This window comes from Paraburkholderia atlantica, from assembly GCF_000092885.1.
Taxonomy (GTDB): domain Bacteria; phylum Pseudomonadota; class Gammaproteobacteria; order Burkholderiales; family Burkholderiaceae; genus Paraburkholderia; species Paraburkholderia atlantica.
Map to the genome: position 1 here is coordinate 1,935,663 of NC_014117.1, position 22,015 is coordinate 1,957,677.

Genomic DNA, 22,015 nt, shown 5'->3' on the forward strand with positions numbered 1-22,015 from the left:
CGCGGGCTTTTCTTTCCAACCACAACGCTACCAGAGCCCCGGTAGCTGCATTGCCATCAAACCGCCACCGCGCTCAACGCATCTTCCGTGAGCCACTGCGACTCCGCCAGATCCTGCTCGTTCAGATTGAGCCCCTCGCCGCCACGATCGACGACGATAAAGTCGCTCACCTCGCCCAACGCGATCAGCGGATGGTGCCATACGCCCTTCGCGTAGTTGACGCCCTGCCAGCCACTCGTGACGAACGCGCGGATCTTCGCCGCGTCGAGTTCGCCCGCTGGCGCGACGACGACCAGATACGGCTTGTCGTTCAGCGGCACGAACGCCTGGCTGCCGAGCGGATGACGCTCGAGCATCTTCACTTCGAACGGCAGCGTGCGCGGCTGGCCACGAAACAGATTGACGAGCGTGCGGCCGTGCTCGTCGGTCACGTCGACTTTCGCGAGGTCGTGATAGCGGATCGTCGTGCCGAGGTTGATCGGAATCTGCTTAGCGCCTTCGAGTTCGATCACGTCGCCGAATGCGGCGAACGCCTCTTTCGTCAGCGGTTCGATGGCGAGCGTTTTCATTCGAGCGTACCCCACAGACGCAGACGCGACACCCCGCCGTCCGGATAGATGTTGAAGCGCACATGCGTGACGGGCCCGAGCGCCGCGATCTCGCTTTCGAAGAAGTGCTGCTTGTCCATCTGCAGTTTCTGTTCGCCGAGCAGCACCGGCCAGAACATCGCCTGCGTGACGAGCGAGCTGTCGGTGCCGCCCTTCACGTACGCGGCCTGGATCGAGCAGCGATCCGGATAGTTGCCCTTGAAGTGCGCGGTGTCGACTTCGATCTTGCGGATCACGCCCGGCTGCGCGAGCGCGATGATCGCCCAGTCGTTGCCCGGCTCGCGACGACGACGCGTTTCCCAGCCGTCGCCCATATTCACGCCGCGACCCGGCATCAGCAGCGTCGAAGCCGCGCCGAAATGCTGGTTGTTCGCGCTAACCAGATATGCGCCGTTTTCCATCGCAGCGAGATCGAACTGCTCGGTGCGGCTCGCGCCCGCCCAGTCCACCTGCGGCTGACCATACACGCGCAGACGCGCAATGCCGCCGTCCGGATAGATGTTCACGCGCAGATGCGTGTACGCGTTCGCGTCACCGACTTCGAGGTAGTGGTGGCTATTGCCCTGCAACGTGGTGGACGGCACGATCTCGGTCCATTGCGTGGACTGGTTCGGCTCGCCATCGACGACGCGCGCCGCTTCCACCGACGCCGCCGGCGGGAAGTTGCCGGTGAAGTGGCTCGTATCGAGGTCGAGTCCCTTGATCACACCGGTCCGCGCGAGCTTGACGACGCACCAGTCGTAGCCGGTCGTACGCTTGCGGCGGGTTTCCCAGCCGTCCATCCACTTGCCGTTGTCGTCGTACTTGCCCGCAATGAAGACGGCCGGTTCCGGATTCAGCATGCGGTCCTTCGGCGCGAAGAATTCGTCGCTAGCCTCGAGCGCCTGCGCGCCCAGACGCGGGTCCGCCAGGTTCACGTAACGGCGCGTGAATTCCGGTGCGTTGGGGTCGAGAATCGGAAGTGCCATCTTTGTCGTCCTTGATATCGATTGGTGCGGAAAAAACGTTGCGGCTCGCTGCGTGACGAAATGCGCGTCACGCGCCGATCAGGTCGTCGAGCCGGAAACGTGCAATGCGATAGATCTGATCGAGACTCGCGCGCATTTCGTCGGCGCGGCTATTGTTCAAGCGCGCTTCAAAGTTCGCGATGATGCCGTGGCGATCGTAGCCGCGCACCGCGAGAATGAACGGAAAACCGAACTTCTCGCGATACGCGTGATTGAGCGCATGCAGCTTGTCGAACTCTTCCTGCGTGCATTGCGCGAGACCGGCGCCGCTTTGCTCGCGCGTCGATTCGGCGGTCAGCTCGCCACGCACCGCGGCCTTGCCGGCCAGCTCCGGGTGCGCGTTGATCAGCGCGAGCTGCTTGTCCTCGCCCGAGGTTTCGACGATCTGCGACATGCTCTGATGCAACTCGTCGATGCTCGCGAACGGCCGCTGTCGCGCCGCCATCTCCGCGACCCACGGCGAGTGCTCGAAGATGCCCGACAGCGTCGCAACGAACGCGTCGGTCGAGAGGCTGTTGAGTTGGTCCAGGGTGTATCGCATCGCCTTCATGCCGCAGCCTCGCGGTCGTCTTGTCGGTAAGGGTGAGTTTCGTGCCAGTGCCGCGCGATATCGACGCGCCGAGACACCCATACGCGATCGTGCTGTTCGATGTGATCGAGAAAGCGCTGCAGCGCCCGGAAACGCCCCGGCCGACCGAGCAGCCGGCAATGCATGCCGATCGACAGCATCTTCGGTACTTCGTCGCCCTCTTCGTACAGCACGTCGAACGCGTCGCGCAGGTAGGTGAAGAAGTGGTCCGCGGTGTTGAAGCCTTGCGGAGTCGCAAAGCGCATGTCGTTGGTGTCGAGCGTGTACGGCACGATCAGTTGCGGCACGCTCTTGCCGCCCGCCACCTCGACGTCCATCCAGAACGGCAGGTCGTCGCCGTAGTAGTCGGAGTCGTACAGGAAGCCGCCGTATTCGGCGACCAGCCGATGGGTGTTCGGACTGTCGCGGCCGGTGTACCAGCCAAGCGGCCGCACGCCGGTCACGCGCTCGATCGCCTCCATGCCGAGGCGCATGTGCTCCGCTTCCTTTTCCGGCGACATGTCCTGATAGTGAATCCAGCGATAGCCGTGGCACGCGATCTCGTGCCCGAGTTCGACGAACGCCCGCGCGACTTCCGGATTCCGCTCGATCGCCATGCCGACGCCGAACACCGTCAGCGCGAGGTCACGTCTCTCGAATTCACGCAGGATGCGCCACACGCCCGCGCGCGAACCGTATTCGTAGATCGACTCCATGCTCATGTGTCGCGCCGGATACGCCGCCGCGCCGACGATCTCCGACAGGAACTGCTCGGAACCTGGATCGCCGTGCAGCACGCAGTTTTCGCCGCCCTCTTCGTAGTTGAGGACGAATTGCACCGCGACGCGCGCGCGCCCCGGCCAGTTCGCGTGCACCGGGTGGCGGCCGTAGCCGATCAGATCGCGTGGGTAGTTCGGGTCGAGTGGCATGGTTTGACGGATGCGTAGTGACGGGACCAGGAATTTGCGTGAAGCTCGCGCATGAAACTCGGGCTCTAAACGCCTCGCAGCGACGGCGGGATCGGCCTTCGCAAGCGCTCGCCTGGCGGCTTCAGCGGCGGCCGAAGCCGCCGCACCGAGTTGACCCAGTGTAGCGAAAACACCCTGGTGAGCCCATACGGCCGGGCAGATAGTGCGTGTTACAGCGAGTGTATGTGCGCGTCCGCCGACTCGGCGTTTACCCGCAGCGGACCAGGGCTGAACGAGGCGAGCGCGCCGTCGTAGCGCTTCGCGAGCGGCCGTGCATAGTCGCCGCGCTTGGCCGTCGCGAGACGCAGCGCCACCAGCGCCTCGGTCCATTTGACGGCCGCCGTCACGCCTTCGATCACCGGTGCGCCGAGCGCGTCCTCGATCTCCGCGCACAGCTCGGCCATGCCCGCGCAACCGAGCACGATCGCGTCCGAGCCGTCCTCGTCGAGCGCACGCCGGCATTCGTCGAGGATGATGCGGCGCGCCGCCGAACCTGGCTTGTCGAGATCGAGCACGGCGACGTCGGTCGCACGCACGTTGCGGCAGAAGCGCTTCATACCGTAGCGCTCGGCCAGATGCCAGGCCATGCCGCAGGTGCGCGCGAGCGTCGTCACGACCGAAAAGCCCGGCGCGAGCACGCTCGCCGCGTGCATCGCCGCCTCGGCGATGCCGATCACCGGGCCGCGCGCCAACTCGCGCGCCGCATAGAGACCGGGGTCGCCGAAGCACGCGATCACATAGCCGTCGCAGCCTTCCCGCTCGCCGGCCGTGACTTCGGCGAGTAGACCGGGTGTGGCGAGCGCTTCGTCGTAATAGCCTTCGATCGACGGCGGGCCCATCGTCGGATTGACGGCGATCACTTCGGTGCCGGGCGCGGCGACCTCGCGCGCGCAGCGCCCCATCGCCTCGGTCATGCGGCGCGTCGTGTTCGGATTGATCAGTTTGATACGCATGGCGACTCCTGTTCGACTCGTTATTGCAGCGGCGAAAACTTGACGCTCGATGAAGCTCAGCGCGCGAGCATCCGGTAAAACAGCGCGCCGAGTCCCGCGCCGATGAACCATGAGAAATTCGCGCAGCCGTCGAGGCCCGGCACCATCACGCAGATCACCGCGATCAGCGCGGCCGGCAGCAACGCGGCCACCGCGCGATAGTTGACGCCGTTGCGATACCAGTACGAACCGTTCGGCGCGACCGTGTACAGATCGTCGAGCACGATCTTCTGACGCTTGATCAGGTAGAAATCGACGATCAGAACACCGTACAAAGGTCCGATGAAGCTGCCGAGCACGTCGAGCGTGTAGTGGATCACGGCCGGATTGTTGAACAGGTTCCACGGCGTGATGAACACCGACGCGACCGCCGCGAGCATGCCGCCCGCGCGCCAGCTGATCAGACGCGGCGCGACGTTGGAGAAGTCGAAGGCCGGCGACACGAAGTTCGCGACGATGTTGATGCCGATCGTCGCGATCGTGAAGGTCAGCGCACCGAGAATCACCGCCATCGGATAGTCGATGCGGCCCACCGTCTCGACCGGGTCCGTGATCAGCTCGCCGAACACCGGCAGCGTGGCCGCGGTCGTGATCACCGTCACCAGCGAGAACGCCAGGAAGTTGACCGGCAGGCCCCAGAAGTTGCCGCGCTTGACGCTGCGAAAGCTCTTGCCGTAGCGCGAGAAGTCGCCGAAATTCAGCATCGGTCCGGAGAAGTACGACACCACCAGCGAGATCGCCGTGATCATCACCGGTATCACTTCCATGCCGTGATATTTGACACCGCCGAGGTTGATGCCGATGTTGCGCCAGCCCGCGCGATACACCATGTAGCCGGCGAGAATGAACATCACGACATAGACGGCCGGCCCGGCGAAGTCGATGAACCTCTTGATGGTCTCCATGCCGTGCCAGAACACCAGCGCCTGCAGTACCCACAGCAGCATGAAGCCGGCCCAGCCGAGCGTCGACAGACCGAACAGGCCATGCCGATGCACGTCCGCATACGGCAGCAGTTGCGGCACGAACTTCAGCACGACGATCACGAGTGCGCTCGACGCGAGATAGGTCTGGATGCCATACCACGCGACCGCGATCAGGCCGCGGATCACCGCGGGAACATTCGCGCCGAGCACGCCGAAGGTCGCCCGGCACGCGACCGGGTACGGCACGCCGTTCAACTGGCTCGGCTTCGCGATCAGGTTGCACAGCACGTTCACGAGTGTGATGCCGACGAGCAACGCGACCAGCACCTGCCAGCTCGTCAGGCCGAGCGCGAAGAGACTCCCCGCGAATACGTAGCCACCCACGCTATGCACATCCGACATCCAGAACGCGAAGATGTTGTACGCGCTCCAGTTCTGCGCGCGCAGCGGCGCGAGGTCCGCGTTGTAGAGCCGCTCGCTGTAGCCGGCCGGCATCGACGGATCGGTTTGAGCCGTGCCTTCCGGATAGTTGGAGATGGGGTGACTGCCTGGCGCTGCAGTGAACTGAGCCATGATTCCTCCTTTGGATTGGGGCCGTCGAAAGCGCATCGACGGACATTGCATCGGCCATGCCAGTTGCTCGCTTCTTGCCCTGTGGGTCGCAGAAATCGGCGTCGTGGTCCCGGACCGTGCCGCGCGTGTCTCCGTACTGACGTACTTGTGGTTGTCGCATCGCCAGCCGCCGCGGATTTCCGGCGATACGTCGCTACCCTGAGGTCCGTCGTCTCGCGACGGACGTGCGTGTTCAGACCGGCGGCGCTCACGCGAGGCCGCCCTGCCGTGCATTTATCGGTTCAGTTCAATTCAGTGCGGCGCGCACCACCAGCGGGCGCTTGCCTGCTATCTGCCTCAGCCTGGGGTGGAGTCGGCTTCGGCTCTTTACGTGGACGTTTCTTTCGGCGCGAGCGCGCCGAATACTTCATGCAGATCCGCTGCCCCGCGCGCGGGGCGCTCCAGCATCTTCAACTCGACGCTTTGCAGATGGCGCGACATCAGCGCGGCCGCCTGCTTCGCATCGCCGGCGTCGAGCGCGGCGAGAATCGCTTCGTGGTCCTCGAACGAGCACGGGCTGCGTCCGAGCGACTCGTACAGCGCGGAAATCAGCGTGGAACGCGCGACCAGCCCGTTCAGGCAATCGCACAACACTGAGTTGCCGGTCAGGTTCGCGAGCTCCGTATGAAACTCGCCCGACAAGCGGATCCATGCCGGAAAATCCCGCGTTTCGAATGCCTTGCGTTCCCGGCCGATCATGCCGCCGATGTTCTTCAGGCGCCGCATGCCGTGTCCGCTACAGATCTTTTCGACGACGGCCAGCTCGATGATGCGGCGCATTTCGAACACCTCGTGCACCTCCTGCAACGACGGACTCGCGACGAACGCGCCACGGTTCGGCTCGAGATCGACGAGGCGCTCACCCGCCAGCTGCGACAGCGCCTGACGGATCGGGCCGCGCTTCACACCGAATACTTCGCATAGCTGCGCTTCGGTGAGCTTCGCGCCGGGTGCCAGCCGATGCTCGAGGATCGCGGCGCGGATGCGCTCGGCGATTGCTTCGGGCTTCGAACTGTTCGCGACTGCTTCGGTGTCGGACATGATTGGCGTCTCGGTATGTTGGTCATCATAGGACGGACACAAATATTGTCAACAATTTTTGCGTCGATCTTCGACAGTTTTCGTGCTGCGTTGCGTCATGGAAAGCGTGCAAGTCAAGCTGCACGGCTGTCTGGCGGGAATCTTACCCCCGTTCTGGCGGGGCGAAGCCGATTGTTGGCGGCCCAGTTTTTGTCAACAAAAACTGAAAACATTGGCGAATGGTGTGGGAGGTGGCGAGCGGATGATGCTGACAGTTAGTTGCGATGCCAATGTAAAAAAAAAGCGGGCGTTGCGCCCGCTTCTGCCCAACCCACTCGGCTTCAGCCAAGGCTCGGATAGCCCGACGCCGTCAGCCTGAAGCCATGCGCATTGGCGACCAGATGCGCATTAGCGCCGACCGGCAGCGTCACCATGTTGTGGACGTGCCCGAACTGTAGCCCCGTCACGACCGGAATGCCGATCAGCGAGCGCACTTGCTCGACCATCGCCTGCAGGTCGTAGCCGTTGTCGTAGTCGTAGGGCTTACCGCCCGTGAAGTCGCCCAGCACGAGCGCCTGCTGCTGCGCGAGGATGCCGGCCAGATGCAGCTGATAGATCATCCGCTCGATGCGGAACGGCTGCTCGTTGACGTCTTCGACGAACAGGATGCCGCCCTGCACCGGCGGCATGTACGGCGTGCCGATCAGCGACGCCACGACCGCCAGATTGCCGCCCCACAACGTGCCCGTTACGTCGACGTTCTGCGCTTGCGGCGTGTTGCTCTCGACGGTGATGGTCGGCTGCGTCAATGCCGACCAGAAATGCCGCATCGTGAATTCGCTGAGCTCCTCGGCGCCGAAATCGCTCATCAGCATCGGGCCGCCGAAGGTCTTCAGGCCGGCGCGCGCGAGCAGCGCCAGTTGGATCGCGGTGAAGTCGCTGTGACCGACCAGCGCGATCGGCTGATCGGCGAGCCGCCGCTGCAGCCCTTCGTAGTCGAGACCGTGCAGGATTCGCACCGCGCCGTAACCGCCGCGCACGGCCAGCACGACATCGGGCAACTCGCGCGATGGATCGGCTAGCCGGTTCAGATCGGCCGCGCGCTCGCCGTCGGTGCCGGCGAAGCGCTGGTAGCGGCGCTTCGCGGCCTCCTCGCCGTCGACACGGTGCCCCTGCGCCCGCAGCCGATGCAACGCGCGATGCAGCACCTCCGGATCATGCGGATAGCCGGATGGCGCAATCAGTTCGATGGTGCGATGAGCGGTCATGGCGAGACCCGTTGGCATTTGTCGTTTTAGAGCGGCGTGGTTGGGGGCGGTTCGCTGTTGGGCTGAGTGGCGGAGTCGGTGGCGGTGCCAACGGACCCTTCGGCCACTTCAACCGCTTTGGTCGCTTCACCACGAGCCGCCGCGCGCGCTGCGCGGCTCGCGCGACGCCGCTCGGCAAAAAACGACCTGAGCGCGGCACCGCATTCGGCTTCGAGGACGCCGCCGCTGACCGTCGTGTGATGGTTCAGCCGAGGATTCGCGAACGCATCGACCACGCTGCCGCACGCGCCGGTTTTCGGATCGCGTGCGCCGAACACGACACGTGCGATGCGCGCGTGCATGATCGCGCCGGCGCACATCAGGCAAGGCTCGAGCGTCACATAGAGCTCGCAACCCGGCAAACGATAGTTTTCTAGCGACTGCGCGGCGGCGCGCAGCGCGACCATTTCGGCGTGCGCGGACGGATCGTGCGCGCCGATCGGATGATTGAAGCCCGTGGCGATGACTTCATCGCCGCGCACGAGCACCGCGCCGACCGGTACTTCGCCGGCTGCGCGCGCTTCTTCGGCGGCGGCCTGAGCGAGCGCCATGAAGCGCAAGTCGCGTTCGGAGATGATGGGGGCTTCGGAATTTCCGGGAGGGACGCCGGGACCGGCCACAGGGTGATCAGCCGTGGGCGCGGAGACCGCGCCGATGCTGGCGTCGACGGATTTCTCGCTGTCCTCGGTTTGGGCCGAAGAGCCGATCGATGCGGTACACGCGAGCGGCTCGTTCACTGTGAACCCGCTCCGGCCACATCGACGTTACCCGCGCGTTCCGACAGACGTTCGGCGATGCGGCGGCAATATTCGCGCGGCAGGACCATCGGGCCGCCGCGCAGCGATTCGAGCGCCATATCGAGCGCGAGCATGCGCGCCTGGAGACGGCAACGGGTCGCCTGATCGCTCACGGCATTCAGCTCCGTTTGCAGGTCGCGCAACGCGCGAAGCTGCTCGACAGCGGGCGGCACGAAGCCCGCGTTTTTCAGAATCCGGTTGGCGACGCGCACTTCTTGCGGCACCAACGCATCGTCATCGAGAGCCAGCGGCGCGCCAGCACCCGGTAAGTCGTCGAACTCTCCGCGCGCGGCGGCGGCGGCAATACGCTGTTCGACAAGCGCATCAAGCAATTTCATCTGCAATCCACTACGTTGCGGCCCGAGCATTCTATCAGGGAGCGCACGGGCGTTCAGTGCTCCATCGACGGCATAAAAGCGCCGATTTGCCGGCTATTCGGCCTTTGACGGTGCTTCAGCGTCGACTTAGAGTAAGTCATCGAGCCGTACGACGCGCGCGGCGCTCGACTGGCGCGGCACGCCGGGGTTTTCCTGTCATCAAATTGATGCCGCAATGCCATTCAAGCCGATCGGCCGTCCCAGTACTTTTCCCGTCGCGTGTCCTCGTCCTATCTGCGCCGCGCAGCCGGTGCAAGTGCGCCCGCACAGATGCGGGCGCATCGGCGTAGGTCCCGCCCTGGCGGCGGTTACCGCGGCCCTGCTGCTTTCCGGCTGCGGCGTTTTTTGCGGTGGCGCCGCGACAACCGGTGGCGCCTACGCCGCGGGCTGCGGAACGAGCGTGCGGTTCTAACCGTTGCGTCGCGAGACGGCCGGGAACTCGACACCGCCGTGGCCGACGCGCTCCCCCGCCCCTCGGCTTTACCCCACCAACGGCCACCGCGCGAGGACGATATGCCTGGTTCGTCCCAGCAGGCTGTGCATCAGCGCAAACTCGCGCACATTCCAGCATGCCGGCTCGGCCGGACGGCGCTCGATCCACGGCATCCCGTACGCCAGCGTCACGTGCGGCGTAAAACGTGCATCGGGCTCGATGCCGTCGTCTCGCAAGCTCGCTTCGAGCGCATCGTGAAGGGCCTGCAGTCCGCGCACACCCTGTTCGCCGACCAGCACAGCCGGCCCGAGCCGCGGCCTTTTCGCGAAGCTGGCGACCGCGTCGAATTCGACCGTAAACGGCGCCAATCTGACGGCGACGGCCGCCCGTTTCGCCGCCTCGACCACGTCGGCCGGCAAGCCGCCCGCGAAATTGCCGAGATGCCTCAGCGTCACATGCAAACGGTTCGCCGCGATCGCTTTGCCGCGCACGCGGCTGCGCTCGCGTGTGTCTGCGCAAAGCTGCTGCGCATACTTCGCCATGCCGGCCGCGGTATTGGCATCCGGATAAACCGCGAAAAAGAGCCCATCGGTGGGCGGAGGCGGCGCCTCTAGCCCGGGCAACCACAGTTGTTCAGGCATTGCGCCTCGTTCCCTCGCTAAATTTTTCTGCCGATCCGCACAACGCCGCACAAGCGGCCCAATGCAGCGATGTTACTGTATATTCATACAGTATCACAGACCATGCGCAACTACAGTGCTACAGGCGGGACGGCTTGCCGATGCGCTTGTACCAAAGATGAGGACTCGCGGCGGGCGACAGCGAATGCTCGGCGCGTCGGATCAGACTCACGTCGCGCGTACGAGCGGCGCTTCGAGCCGGCGCGCGACCAGATCGCGGTTCTTCGACCAGTATCCGAATCTGAAACTCATCGCGTCGCATGCGGGCGGTGCATTGCCTTATCTCGCCGGCCGCTTCGAGAAAGGCAACGAGGTCGAGATTCCGCAACGACGCAAGATGAAGCGCAAGCCGATCGATTATCTGCGCCATATTTACTACGAGTGCATCACATATAGCCCGGCGTCCCTCGAATTTCTGGTCTCGGTGGTCGGCGCGGATCGCGTGATGTTCGGCACGGACTGGCCGCATCAGGTGTACGACATTCGCGGCGCGTTCGCCAACACCGCGCGTCTGCCGAAGGAACAATGCGATGCGATCCGCGGCAACAACGCGTTGCGGGTGTTCGGGTTCTGACGACCACCGCAGTGACCGCTCGATCAGATCGTCGAGCAGCGCCACGTACGTGGCAACCAGCTGACGATTATCCGGCCGATAACGCGCGATCTCCGTGCGCTGCATCTCGCGGTACCACGCCGTGCGGGCGTCGTGCCCGTCGATCGCTTCGATGGCCTGACGCGCCCCCTCTTCAGCGTCGTTGTCACGATAGGAGTAACGGGGCGCACACAAAAAAAGCCCGCGAAAACGCGGGCTTTGGTGTGTGGTGTTGCTATGTCGTGCAGGTACGGTCGAGACGCCCAATCACTCCCACTCGATTGTCGCAGGCGGCTTCCCCGAGATGTCATAGACGACCCGGTTGATCCCGCGCACTTCGTTGATGATCCGGTTCGACACATGCCCGAGCAGTTCGTGCGGCAGATGCGCCCAATGCGCGGTCATGAAGTCGAGCGTCTGCACCGCGCGCAGCGCGACGACGTACTCGTAGGTGCGCCCGTCGCCCATCACGCCGACGCTCTTCACCGGCAGAAACACTGCGAATGCCTGGCTCGTCAGGTCGTACCACGACTTGCCGGTTTCCTTATCGATCGTGTTGCGCAGCGTCTCGATGAAAATCGCGTCCGCGCGGCGCAGCAGGTCCGCGAAATCGCGCTTCACTTCGCCGAGAATCCGCACGCCCAGACCCGGGCCCGGGAACGGATGGCGATACACCATCGAGTGCGGCAGACCGAGCTTCACGCCAAGCTCGCGCACTTCATCCTTGAACAGCTCGCGCAGCGGTTCGAGCAGCTTCAGGTTCAGCGTCTCCGGCAGACCACCAACGTTGTGGTGGCTCTTGATGGTTTGCGCGGCCTTCTTGCCCTTGCCCGCCGATTCGATGACGTCCGGATAGATCGTGCCTTGTGCCAGCCACTTCGCATCGGTCAGCTTGCCGGCCTCGGCCTGGAACACTTCGACGAACTCCGCGCCGATGATCTTGCGCTTCGCCTCCGGATCGGTCACGCCGGCGAGCTTGCCGAGGAAAGCTTCGCTCGCGTCGACGTGAATCACCTTCACGCCGAGGTGATCGGCAAACAGCGCCATCACCTGCTCGGCTTCGTTCAGACGCAAGAGGCCATGATCGACGAACACGCAGGTCAGCTGATCGCCGATCGCGCGATGCAGTAGCGCCGCCGCCACGGACGAATCCACGCCGCCCGACAAGCCCAGAATGACGTGCTCGTTACCGACCTGCTCGCGAATCTTCGCGACGGCCTCGTCGATGTAGTGGCCCATTTCCCAATCTGCCTTCGCACCGCAGATCTGCAGCACGAAGCGCTCGAGCATCGCGCGGCCCTGCACCGTGTGGGTGACTTCGGGATGCCATTGCAGGCCGTAGAAGCGGCGCTGTTCGTCGGCCATCGCGGCAATCGGGCACGACTCCGTCGATGCCATCAGCGCGAAGCCGGGCGGCATTTCCAGCACCTTGTCGCCGTGGCTCATCCACACCTTCAGCATGCCGTGGCCTTCGGACGTGGTGAAGTCGCTGATGCCTTCGAGCAGGCTCGTATGATTGCGCGCGCGCACTTCGGCGTAGCCGAATTCGCGCAGATGGCCGATATCGACCTTGCCGCCCAGCTGCTGGGCCATCGCCTGCATGCCGTAGCAGATGCCGAGCACCGGCACGCCGAGTTCGAACACGGCTTGCGGCACGCGCGGCGTGTCTTCCTCGGTGACCGAGCTCGGGCCGCCCGACAGAATCACGCCCTTCGGCGCGAAGTCGCGGATGAACGACGCGTCGACGTCGTACGGATGGATTTCCGAATACACGTTGGCTTCGCGAACGCGACGTGCAATCAGTTGGGTGACTTGCGAACCGAAGTCGAGAATCAGGATCTTGTCATGCATGGCAGCGGACGGAATCAGAAGTGAGCGGATACGGAATGCCGCGCACGAGGCGCGGCGATGAATTCAAAGCGGTCAACGCGGCGACGGCGCGACAGCAAACATTACGGTGAAGCACAAAGGCGCGACCAACGGCGAAACTCGCCGCCAGCGATGCGCGCGAACGAAACCCGGTAGCTTCAGCAAACGGCCTGGCGCGCGGCGCTTCAGCCATGGAACGGCGGGCGCGGTGCGCCGGGCGCGTCGTTGCGGGCGTCGCGTGCGGCGCGTTCGGACTCGCTCGAGCCGGGCTCGCTTGCGGCCGGATGAAGCGGCGCGGTAGTGGCGACGGAAGCCGCGCCAGCCGGATTGACCGGCCGCGTGACCGGCACGACTGGCTCCGGCACCGGCTCCGCCTGATAGATCGGAAAGCCCGTTGACACACGTGGCTCGCGCGCGTTGTCGCGTTCGAGTTCACGCTTCTGCGCGGCATCCTTTTCGGCTTCTTTCGCAACACGCTTGTCAGCCCGGCTGTCGGCCTTGCTCGAGGAGGACTTGACCACGTCCCCCTTCTCGCGCCGCCGCACCACACCCGACAGCCGCACGCCGCCGAGCCCGATCACCACCAGCGCGACACCGGCCAGCACCGCTACCATCTGCCCGAAGCCGGTCAGCGACGGCGTATGCAGCCCCAGCAGCCAGACCAGCATCAGCACGCCGATCAGCCAGTGCACATGACCGACCACCTTCGCGACCGTTGAGGTCAGCGCTCCGTCGAACGACGCATGCAGCGCGAGCCACGCGAGCCCGATCAGTGCAACGCCGAACGCCTGGCCGACCAGCACCGGCTCCGTTGGCACCAGTTGCAGCGCGTCGTACATCGAGGTCCACGGCGTCAGCACGAACAGCAGGCCGAACGCCAGCAGCACCAACGCATCGAGGATCAGTACAACGCGCAGCAGTGGCTTCATGGGCGTTTAGTCCACGTGGTAGTTGGGCGCTTCCTTGGTGATTTGCACATCATGCACGTGCGACTCGCGCAGGCCCGCGCCGGTGATCTGCACGAACTCGGCCTTCTCGTTCATTTCGGCGATGGTGCGGCAACCGCAGTAGCCCATGCTCGCGCGCACGCCGCCGATCAGCTGGAACAGGATCGCGTTGACCGACCCCTTGTACGCGACGCGACCTTCGATGCCTTCCGGCACCAGCTTGTCGATGTTCGCCGAGTTGTCCTGGAAGTAGCGGTCCGCCGCGCCGTCCTTCATCGCGCCGACCGAGCCCATGCCGCGGTACGACTTGTACTGGCGGCCCTGGTACAGGAACACTTCGCCCGGCGACTCTTCGGTACCGGCGAACATGCTGCCCATCATGACCGCGCTCGCACCGGCCGCGAGCGCCTTGCTGACGTCGCCCGAGAAGCGCACGCCGCCGTCGGCGATGACCGGCACGCCGGTGCCGTTCAGCGCTTCGGACACGTTGGAGATCGCGGTGACCTGCGGCACGCCGACGCCTGCGACGATTCGCGTCGTGCAGATCGAGCCCGGGCCGATACCGACCTTGACGCCGTCCGCGCCGTATTCGACGAGCGCCTTGGCAGCCGCGGCGGTCGCGATGTTGCCGCCGATCACCTCGACGTGCGGGAAGTTCTGCTTGACCCACTTGACGCGTTCGAGCACGCCCTTGCTGTGGCCATGCGCGGTATCGACGACGATCACGTCGACACCGGCCTGCACGAGCAGCTCGACGCGCTCTTCGTTGTCCGCGCCGACGCCGACCGCCGCGCCCGCGCGCAGCTTGCCGTGCTCGTCCTTGCACGCGTCCGGGTGCTCGGTCTGCTTGGTGATGTCCTTGACGGTCATCAGGCCGCGCAGCTCGAACGAGTCGTTGACGACCAGCACGCGCTCGAGGCGGTGGCTGTGCATCAGCGCCTTCGCTTCGGCGAGCGGCGTGCCTTCCTTGACGGTGACGAGGCGCTCGCGCGGCGTCATGATGTTGCGCACCGGCTCGTCCAGACGCTCTTCGAAGCGCAGGTCGCGGTTCGTCACGATACCGACGAGTTGCGCACCTTCGACGACCGGGAAGCCCGAAATGCCATGCTGGCGCGACAGCGCGATCACGTCGCGCACTTTCATTTGCGGCGGCACGGTGATCGGGTCGCGCACGACGCCCGACTCGAAACGCTTGACCTTCGCGACTTCACGCGCCTGCTCGGCCGGCGTGAGGTTCTTGTGGATGATGCCGACGCCGCCCATTTGCGCCATGGCGATTGCCAGACGTGCTTCGGTGACCGTGTCCATCGCGGCGGACACGAGCGGCATGTTGAGGGAGATGTTGCGGGTCAGCCGGGTCTTGAGGCTGGTGTCGCGCGGCAGAACATCGGAGAAGGCCGGGACGAGGAGCACGTCATCGAACGTGAGTGCTGTTTGGATCAGACGCATGGCAAATCCTATAGGCGCAAAAGCGAATTATACGCGATACCACCCCGGTTTTCACTGCGCGAACAGCAGCTTAGGGAATTTCAGACGATTTTTTACCGCTCCGGCACGCGCTGATTTCGCTTGGCTTTTCGCGTCGGGTTCGATCGGGTTTCGTTTGCGCGTTCGCAGGCAAACGCGGGGCCCAGGCCGGCGGCCATCGGCGATCGAGCGACGCGAATGCAGGATCGAACAAGACGCCCCGTCCGCAAAACCGCTATTCTGCCGCCCATTCCAGTTTATCCAGCAGGGGCAGTCGATGCAGCGCGGTGTCATATATGGGGTCATGGCCGGCGCCTTGTGGGGCATGGTGTTTCTGGTGCCGCGCGTGCTGCCTGACTTCTCTCCTCTGCTGCTCGTCGCCGGCCGCTATTCGATGTACGGCGTCGTGTCGCTCGCCGCGGCGCTGCCGATCGCGCGCTCGCTCGCCAAACGGCTGAGCCGCGAGGACCTGATCGCGCTCGTCAAGCTCGCGCTGGCCGGCAACATCGTCTATTACCTGCTGCTGACGGCCGCCGTGCACCTGATCGGGATCGCGCCGGCTTCGCTGATCGTCGGCGTGCTGCCGGTCACGGTCACGCTGATGGGCCGGCGCGATCACGGCGCCGTGCCCCTCGCGCGCCTCGCATGGCCGCTCGCGACCGTGATGGCGGGCATCGTCTGCATCAATATCGACGTGTTCACGGTGGCCGGCGCGGCGCCGGTGAGCATCGCGACGCGCCTGCTCGGCGTGGCCTGCGCGGTCGGCGCGCTCCTTTGCTGGACCTGGTTCGCGGTCGAAAACGCCCGCTACCTGCGGCGTCAGACGCATTTCAGCGGCAACGAATGGTCGGTGCTGTGGGGCGTCGTGACGGGCGCGCTCGGCGGCGCGTTGTGGCTAGTGGTCGCCGCGCTGCCGTCCGGCGGCCCGCAGGGCGAGCTGGCCGACGCGCGCTGGCACACGTTCTGGCTGCTCAACCTGGTGCTCGCGATCGGCGCGTCCTGGCTCGGCAACGGCCTGTGGAATGCCGCGGCAAAACGGCTACCGCTGACGCTGTCCGGCCAGATGATCGTATTCGAGACGCTGTTCGCGCTGCTTTACGCGTTCATTTTCGACGAGCGCCTGCCGCGCCCGCTCGAACTCGCGGCGATCCTGCTGCTGGTGGCGGGGGTCTGGTGGTCGGTGCGCCGGCATTCGGACGACGATTCGTCGGGTGCGGCGCGCATCGAGGGCATGGACGAAAAGGCGCAAACAGCGGCGCCTTGAGGTGACGTGACGTGATGATGTGACACGGGGGGCGGGCGAAAAAGTTCACCGCCACACCAGCTCGCGCCGCCTAGCGCGAATCCTTGTTCAACCAGCGCCGTCCCTCGACCGACCCCGCCTTGCGCGTCTTTTCGACGCGGCGTTGGCGCGACACCTTCGGATCGACCAATAAAGGCCGGTAAATCTCGACGCGATCATGGTCGGCCAGCACCGTATCGAGCGGCTTGAGCTTGCCGAACACACCCACCTTCTGCGTGTTCAGATCGATCGATGGAAAACGCTGCAGAATCCCGCTGGCATCGATCGCCTGCTGCAGCGTCGCGCCCGCGGGCAACTCGAGCGCGATCAATGCCTGCTCGCCGGCGAGCGCATAGCAGACCTCAACCGTTAGCCGCGCGCTCATGCCTGACCATAGCGCTGATTGGCGCGCTTCACGAAAGATTCGACGAAGGTATTGGCGATGTGATTGAACACCGGCCCGATGATCTTCTCGAGCAGGATGCTGGTGAACTCATAGTGCAGCGCGAATTCGATCTTGCACGCGTCCGCGCGCAGCGGCGTGAAGCGCCAGAAACCGGTGAACTTGCGAAACGGACCGTCGGCGAATTCCATATCGATGCGCGTGGGGCGCTCCATCGAGTTGCGCGTGGCGAAATGCTGCTTGATGCCCTTGAAGTTGATATCGATCCGCGCCTCCATGCTGGTGTCGTCCCGGTGACGAATCTCGATGCCGCCGCACCATGGCAGGAAGTTGGGGTAATCGTCGACGTCGGTGACGAGGTCGAACATCTGTTCCGCCGAATGGCGAATCAACACGGTTTTCTGGACATCTGCCATAAATTGAACAGCGCGCGGCAAGGGTGGACGAGCGCGGCGGGCTTTCCTTGTCCCGCTTTGCTAAAATCGTAATTTTAAACGAGTTGGGCACTTTCCATTCATGAGCATCATCGACAACAGAAAAGCCTTCTACGACTATTCGGTCGAGGAACGCTATGAGGCAGGCCTCGTGCTCGAAGGATGGGAGGTCAAGGCGTTGCGCGCGGGGCGCGGCCAGATCAAGGAAGGCTACGTGGTGATCCGTAATGGCGAGCTGTTCCTGATCGGCACGCACATCAGCCCGCTGCCCGAAGCGTCGACGCACATCCATCCGGACCCGGTGCGCACGCGCAAGTTGCTGCTGCATAGCGAGGAAATCAGCAAGCTGATCGGCAAGGTCGAGCAGCGCGGCTACACGCTCGTGCCGTTGAACTTTCACTACAAAAACGGTCGCGTCAAATGCGAGATCGGTCTCGCGAAGGGCAAGAAGATGCACGACAAGCGCGAGACCGAGAAGAAGCGCGACTGGGAACGCGAGAAGGCGCGCCTGATGCGCTCGCCGACGTAAGCGCGTTTCCTTTCCGACTCATGCAAAAATGGCCCGCACAACGATGTGCGGGCCATTTGCTTTTTGTCACGCGCTCATTGCGCGCTGATTGCCTGGTTCGTCAGCGCAGGTCGCTTCGCAGTGGCTCCGCTGCCGCCCTGCCCTTGTTCACGATCGTCAGCGCCGACGCGATCATCGAACTCATGTTCGACATATCGCCCGGCACGATCAGCGTCGTGCCCTGCTTCGCGAGATTCGAAAACGCGTTCACGTACTGTTCGGCCACCTTCAGATTCACTGCGTCCATGCCGCCGTTCAGTTGGATCGCCGCGGCGATCTTCTGGATCGCCTGCGCGTTCGCCTCGGCCACCGCCAGAATCGCCGCGGCCTGGCCCTGCGCCTGGTTGATCGCCGCCTGCCGCTCGCCTTCGGACGTCTGGATCGCCGCCTCGCGGCCGCCCGACGCGATATTGATCTGCTCCTGCTTGCGCCCTTCCGAGGCCGCGATCAGCGCGCGCTTCTCGCGCTCGGCGGTAATCTGCGCTTGCATCGCGTGAAGGATTTCCTTCGGCGGCGTCAGGTCCTTGATCTCGTAGCGCAGCACTTTTACGCCCCAGTTCGCGGCCGCCTCGTCGAGTGCGGACACGATGCTGTGATTGATGAAATCGCGCTCCTCGAAGGTCCGGTCGAGCTCCAGCTTGCCGATGACCGAGCGCAGTGTGGTCTGCGACAACTGCGTGATCGCGAACACGAAGTTGCTCGATCCGTACGATGCCTTCATCGGATCGGTGACCTGGAAATACAGCACGCCGTCGACCTGCAGCTGCGTGTTGTCGCGTGTGATACAGACCTGACTCGGCACCTCGAGAGGAATCTCCTTCAGCACATGCTTGTACGCGACCCGGTCGACGAACGGGAACGCGAAGCTCAGACCCGGCGTCAGCGTCGCGTGGTAACGGCCGAGGCGCTCGAGCACCCACGCATGCTGTTGCGGCACGATCTTGATGGTCTGCGAGGCGAGCACGATCACGACGATCAGCAGCACTGCCCCGACGATGGTTGAATCCATATCGCTACCCTCCGATTCTGCTTCGAATTGTTATGCGCAGGTTGGTCGGGCCTGCGTGTTCAGATTAGGCTCTGGTGCTTCGCTTTGTGAAGGGATATCGATGAGCGCGCGTGGCGAACACCGCACCCAACATGCGGGTTCGGATCGTCAGGTCGTGCCCGCGCGCGCCTTCGGCTGCCGGCTCGCGACGACCACGAGACAACTGCCGCGCAACTCCCTGATCTCGTAGACCTGCGCGTCTTCGGGTTCGCCCGCGGCCAGCTCGACATCCCAGGCGGCGCCACGATAGGTCGCACGCGCTTTGCGCCCCTGCCAGGCCGGCACGTTCAGCGTCTGCCCGATGTCCAGATTGACGTCGGGATTGCGCGACGCCTGCTCACGCCTGCGACGGGCAAAGCGCGAGCGTCTGAGCACCACGACCGCCGCGAGCGCGACCAGCGCCGCGACCACGAACTGCAGATCGGGCCCGGCGCCGGCAATGCGCGCAAGTCCGGCCGCGACGAAGCCGAACGCGATCATCAACAGATAGAAGGTGCCGCTCATCAGCTCCAGCACGACAAGCACACCCGCTCCGATCCACCAGAACAGTCCACCAGGCGCCACGTCGACCTCCACAAAGCAAAACACCCCGGATCTACCGGGGTGTTTATAGCACGAAGCGAACGTGCCTTTAACGCGTGCTGAATGCCGCCTGCGAAGCGGCATTCGATACCTCGCAAGTTACGCCTTTGCCTTTGCCAGCTGCTGCCACGTATCGATGATCGTGTCGGGGTTCAGCGAGATCGACTTGATGCCTTCGTCCGTCAGCCATTGCGCGAAGTCCGGGTGATCCGACGGCCCCTGGCCGCAGATACCGACGTACTTGTCCAGACGCAGACAGGTTTCGATTGCGCGCTTCAACATGAACTTGACCGCCGGATCGCGCTCGTCGAAATCGACGGCGAGCAGTTCCATGCCGGAGTCGCGGTCGAGGCCGAGCGTGAGCTGCGTCAGGTCGTTCGAGCCGATCGAGAAACCGTCGAAGTACTGCAGGAACTCTTCGGCGAGGATCGCGTTCGACGGCACTTCGCACATCATGATCAGGCGCAAACCCTTCTCGCCGCGCTTCAGGCCGAACTTCGCGAGCAGCCCGACCACGCGCTCCGCCTGCTTCAGCGTACGCACGAACGGCACCATGATCTCGACGTTGTCGAGGCCCATCTCTTCACGCACCTTCTTCAGCGCGACACATTCCATCTGGAACGCTTCGGCGAAGTCTTCCGCGATATAGCGCGACGCGCCGCGGAAGCCGAGCATCGGATTTTCCTCGTCCGGCTCGTAGCGCGAACCGCCGATCAGCTTTTTGTACTCGTTCGACTTGAAGTCCGACATACGCACGATGACGGGCTTCGGATAGAACGCCGCCGCGATCGTCGCGATGCCTTCGGTCAGCTTGTCGACGTAGAACGCGCGCGGCGACGCGTGACCGCGCGCAACGCTTTCGACCGCCTTCTTCAGGTCCTGATCGACATTCGGGTACTCGAGGATCGCCTTCGGGTGCACACCGATGTTGTTGTTGATGATGAACTCGAGACGCGCGAGACCCACACCTGCGTTCGGCAGTTGCGAGAAGTCGAACGCGAGCTGCGGATTGCCGACGTTCATCATGATCTTCACCGGAATCGGCGGCAGTTCGCCGCGCTGCACTTCGGTGACTTCGGTTTCGAGCAGGCCGTCGTAGATCTTGCCTTCGTCGCCTTCCGCGCACGACACCGTGACGAGCGCGCCGTCCTTCAGCACGTCGGTCGCGTCGCCGCAGCCGACCACCGCCGGCACGCCCAGCTCACGCGCGATGATCGCCGCGTGGCAGGTGCGCCCGCCACGGTTCGTGACGATCGCCGACGCACGCTTCATGACCGGCTCCCAGTTCGGGTCGGTCATGTCCGCGACGAGCACGTCGCCCGGCTGCACACGGTCCATCTCCGACGGGTCGTGAATCACGCGCACCGGACCCGCGCCGATCTTCTGACCGATCGCGCGGCCGGTGGCCAGCACGTTCGACTGGCCCTTCAGCTTGAAGCGCTGCTCGGCCTTGCCGCCGCCCTGGCTCTTCACCGTTTCCGGGCGCGCCTGCAGGATGAAGATCTTGCCGTCGCGGCCGTCCTTGCCCCACTCGATGTCCATCGGACGCTGGTAGTGCTTTTCGATGATGACCGCGTACTTCGCGAGTTCGATCACGTCTTCGTCGGTGATCGAGAAGCGGTTGCGCTGCTCGTGCGCGACGTCGACGGTCTTCACGCGGCCCGGCTCGCCCGGCTTCGTGAACTCCATCTTGATCAGCTTCGAGCCGATCGAGCGGCGGATGATCGGGTACTTGCCCTGCGCGAGCGTGGTCTTGAAGACGTAGAACTCGTCCGGATTCACCGCGCCCTGCACGACGGTTTCGCCGAGGCCATAGCTCGACGTGATGAAGACGGCGTCCTTGAAGCCCGATTCGGTATCGAGCGTGAACATCACGCCCGCGGCGCCGACGTCCGAGCGCACCATGCGCTGCACGCCCGCCGACAACGCGACTTCAGCATGCGTGAAGCCCTTGTGGACGCGATAGGAGATAGCGCGGTCGTTGTACAGCGACGCGAAGACGTGCTTCATGCGATCGAGCACGTCGTCGATGCCGACCACGTTCAGATAGCTTTCCTGCTGACCGGCGAACGATGCGTCGGGCAGGTCTTCCGCGGTCGCGGACGAACGCACGGCAAACGACAGCTCTTCGGGCGAGCTCTTTTGCAGCGTGTCGAACCCTGCGCGAATGTCAGCCTCGAGCTGCGGCTGCAGCGGCGCGTCGACGATCCATTGACGGATCTCCTTGCCCGCTTCGGCGAGCGCCTTCACGTCGTCGACGTCGAGCGTCTCGAGACGTTTGGCGATGCGTTCGGTCAGATTGTTGTGCTGCAGGAAGTCACGGAACGCGAGCGCGGTGGTCGCGAAACCGGTCGGCACGCGCACACCGGCTTCCGCGAGCTGGCTGATCATCTCGCCCAGCGACGCGTTCTTGCCGCCGACGATTTCCACGTCGGTCATCCGCAACTGCTCGAACGGAACTACATACGCCTTGTCCTTTGCGACGGAAACTGCGTTAGTCATACAAGCCCCTAAGTGTGAAAGAAATT

General features: G+C 64.2%; 22 protein-coding genes and 1 pseudogene. 3 read left to right on the top strand and 20 right to left on the bottom strand.

The window, feature by feature from the left end:
• Positions 1 to 56: 56 nt before the first annotated feature.
• The 11 genes from BC1002_RS08605 to BC1002_RS08655 form a co-directional block, all read right to left on the bottom strand.
• The gene (locus BC1002_RS08605) at positions 57 to 569 is read right to left on the bottom strand and encodes an ureidoglycolate lyase (RefSeq protein ID WP_013089669.1); all 513 of its coding nucleotides are present in this window, start codon (positions 567 to 569) and stop codon (positions 57 to 59) included.
• Positions 566 to 1,576, bottom strand: coding sequence for an allantoicase (gene alc, locus BC1002_RS08610; RefSeq protein WP_013089670.1), 1,011 nt, complete (start codon positions 1,574 to 1,576; stop codon positions 566 to 568). The genes BC1002_RS08605 and alc overlap by 4 nt, the downstream gene beginning before the upstream one ends.
• 67 nt (positions 1,577 to 1,643) lie before the next feature.
• The gene (gene uraD, locus BC1002_RS08615; RefSeq protein ID WP_013089671.1) at positions 1,644 to 2,165 is read right to left on the bottom strand and encodes a 2-oxo-4-hydroxy-4-carboxy-5-ureidoimidazoline decarboxylase; all 522 of its coding nucleotides are present in this window, start codon (positions 2,163 to 2,165) and stop codon (positions 1,644 to 1,646) included.
• Positions 2,162 to 3,112 (bottom strand): allantoinase PuuE, encoded by a 951-nt coding sequence (gene puuE, locus BC1002_RS08620; protein ID WP_013089672.1) that lies wholly within the window; start codon positions 3,110 to 3,112, stop codon positions 2,162 to 2,164. The genes uraD and puuE overlap by 4 nt, the downstream gene beginning before the upstream one ends.
• A gap of 209 nt (positions 3,113 to 3,321) precedes the next feature.
• On the bottom strand, positions 3,322 to 4,104 hold the full coding sequence (locus BC1002_RS08625) for an aspartate/glutamate racemase family protein (RefSeq protein WP_013089673.1): 783 nt from the start codon (positions 4,102 to 4,104) through the stop codon (positions 3,322 to 3,324).
• Between the two features lie 56 nt (positions 4,105 to 4,160).
• The gene (locus BC1002_RS08630; protein ID WP_013089674.1) at positions 4,161 to 5,642 is read right to left on the bottom strand and encodes an NCS1 family nucleobase:cation symporter-1; all 1,482 of its coding nucleotides are present in this window, start codon (positions 5,640 to 5,642) and stop codon (positions 4,161 to 4,163) included.
• Between the two features lie 366 nt (positions 5,643 to 6,008).
• Positions 6,009 to 6,722 carry a GntR family transcriptional regulator gene (locus tag BC1002_RS08635; protein ID WP_013089675.1) on the bottom strand — a complete coding sequence of 238 codons (714 nt, stop codon included), beginning with the start codon at positions 6,720 to 6,722 and terminating at the stop codon, positions 6,009 to 6,011.
• Between the two features lie 320 nt (positions 6,723 to 7,042).
• Positions 7,043 to 7,969, bottom strand: coding sequence for a muramoyltetrapeptide carboxypeptidase (gene ldcA / locus BC1002_RS08640; RefSeq protein WP_013089676.1), 927 nt, complete (start codon positions 7,967 to 7,969; stop codon positions 7,043 to 7,045).
• A 26-nt stretch (positions 7,970 to 7,995) separates the two neighbouring features.
• Entirely contained in the window at positions 7,996 to 8,745 is a 750-nt protein-coding gene (tadA, locus tag BC1002_RS08645; RefSeq protein ID WP_013089677.1) for a tRNA adenosine(34) deaminase TadA, read from the bottom strand.
• A complete protein-coding gene (locus tag BC1002_RS08650) occupies positions 8,742 to 9,143 on the bottom strand; it encodes a DnaJ family domain-containing protein (protein ID WP_013089678.1) in 402 nt (133 codons plus the stop codon). The genes tadA and BC1002_RS08650 overlap by 4 nt, the downstream gene beginning before the upstream one ends.
• A gap of 519 nt (positions 9,144 to 9,662) precedes the next feature.
• A complete protein-coding gene (locus BC1002_RS08655) occupies positions 9,663 to 10,256 on the bottom strand; it encodes a 2'-5' RNA ligase family protein (RefSeq protein WP_013089679.1) in 594 nt (197 codons plus the stop codon).
• A 184-nt stretch (positions 10,257 to 10,440) separates the two neighbouring features.
• On the opposite strand from BC1002_RS08655, the gene BC1002_RS08660 reads away from it, so the two are divergent.
• On the top strand, positions 10,441 to 10,869 hold the full coding sequence (locus BC1002_RS08660; RefSeq protein ID WP_238537886.1) for an amidohydrolase family protein: 429 nt from the start codon (positions 10,441 to 10,443) through the stop codon (positions 10,867 to 10,869).
• 45 nt (positions 10,870 to 10,914) lie between these two features.
• On the opposite strand, the pseudogene BC1002_RS38785 reads toward BC1002_RS08660, so the two are convergent.
• From BC1002_RS38785 to guaB, 4 genes and pseudogenes are all read right to left on the bottom strand, one after another.
• Positions 10,915 to 11,154 (bottom strand): annotated as a pseudogene (locus BC1002_RS38785) (DUF2827 family protein); the annotation flags it as partial.
• On the bottom strand, positions 11,155 to 12,738 hold the full coding sequence (gene guaA / locus BC1002_RS08665) for a glutamine-hydrolyzing GMP synthase (RefSeq protein WP_013089680.1): 1,584 nt from the start codon (positions 12,736 to 12,738) through the stop codon (positions 11,155 to 11,157).
• Between the two features lie 203 nt (positions 12,739 to 12,941).
• Positions 12,942 to 13,685, bottom strand: a complete 744-nt coding sequence (locus BC1002_RS08670) for a hypothetical protein (protein WP_013089681.1) — start codon at positions 13,683 to 13,685, stop codon at positions 12,942 to 12,944.
• 6 nt (positions 13,686 to 13,691) lie between these two features.
• Positions 13,692 to 15,152: an IMP dehydrogenase gene (gene guaB, locus BC1002_RS08675; protein WP_013089682.1), complete on the bottom strand. Its 1,461-nt coding sequence runs from the start codon at positions 15,150 to 15,152 to the stop codon at positions 13,692 to 13,694.
• Positions 15,153 to 15,447: 295 nt separating this feature from the next.
• Here guaB and BC1002_RS08680 point away from each other — a divergent pair, with 295 nt between their 5' ends.
• Complete coding sequence (locus BC1002_RS08680; RefSeq protein ID WP_013089683.1) at positions 15,448 to 16,434, top strand: DMT family transporter; 987 nt, start codon at positions 15,448 to 15,450, stop codon at positions 16,432 to 16,434.
• Between the two features lie 70 nt (positions 16,435 to 16,504).
• Here BC1002_RS08680 and BC1002_RS08685 read toward each other — a convergent pair whose 3' ends face one another.
• Positions 16,505 to 16,837, bottom strand: a complete 333-nt coding sequence (locus BC1002_RS08685) for an RnfH family protein (RefSeq protein ID WP_013089684.1) — start codon at positions 16,835 to 16,837, stop codon at positions 16,505 to 16,507.
• Positions 16,834 to 17,271, bottom strand: a complete 438-nt coding sequence (locus BC1002_RS08690; protein WP_013089685.1) for a type II toxin-antitoxin system RatA family toxin — start codon at positions 17,269 to 17,271, stop codon at positions 16,834 to 16,836. Before BC1002_RS08690 ends, BC1002_RS08685 begins: the two co-directional genes overlap by 4 nt.
• Before the next feature lie 100 nt (positions 17,272 to 17,371).
• Between BC1002_RS08690 and smpB the strand changes: the two genes are divergently transcribed.
• Positions 17,372 to 17,818: an SsrA-binding protein SmpB gene (gene smpB, locus BC1002_RS08695; protein ID WP_013089686.1), complete on the top strand. Its 447-nt coding sequence runs from the start codon at positions 17,372 to 17,374 to the stop codon at positions 17,816 to 17,818.
• Between the two features lie 100 nt (positions 17,819 to 17,918).
• Here smpB and BC1002_RS08700 read toward each other — a convergent pair whose 3' ends face one another.
• From BC1002_RS08700 to ppsA, 3 genes are all read right to left on the bottom strand, one after another.
• Positions 17,919 to 18,866: an SPFH domain-containing protein gene (locus BC1002_RS08700; protein WP_013089687.1), complete on the bottom strand. Its 948-nt coding sequence runs from the start codon at positions 18,864 to 18,866 to the stop codon at positions 17,919 to 17,921.
• A gap of 147 nt (positions 18,867 to 19,013) precedes the next feature.
• A complete protein-coding gene (locus tag BC1002_RS08705) occupies positions 19,014 to 19,469 on the bottom strand; it encodes an NfeD family protein (protein ID WP_041734644.1) in 456 nt (151 codons plus the stop codon).
• Positions 19,470 to 19,586: 117 nt separating this feature from the next.
• Positions 19,587 to 21,989, bottom strand: coding sequence for a phosphoenolpyruvate synthase (ppsA, locus tag BC1002_RS08710; RefSeq protein ID WP_013089689.1), 2,403 nt, complete (start codon positions 21,987 to 21,989; stop codon positions 19,587 to 19,589).
• Positions 21,990 to 22,015: the final 26 nt, after the last annotated feature.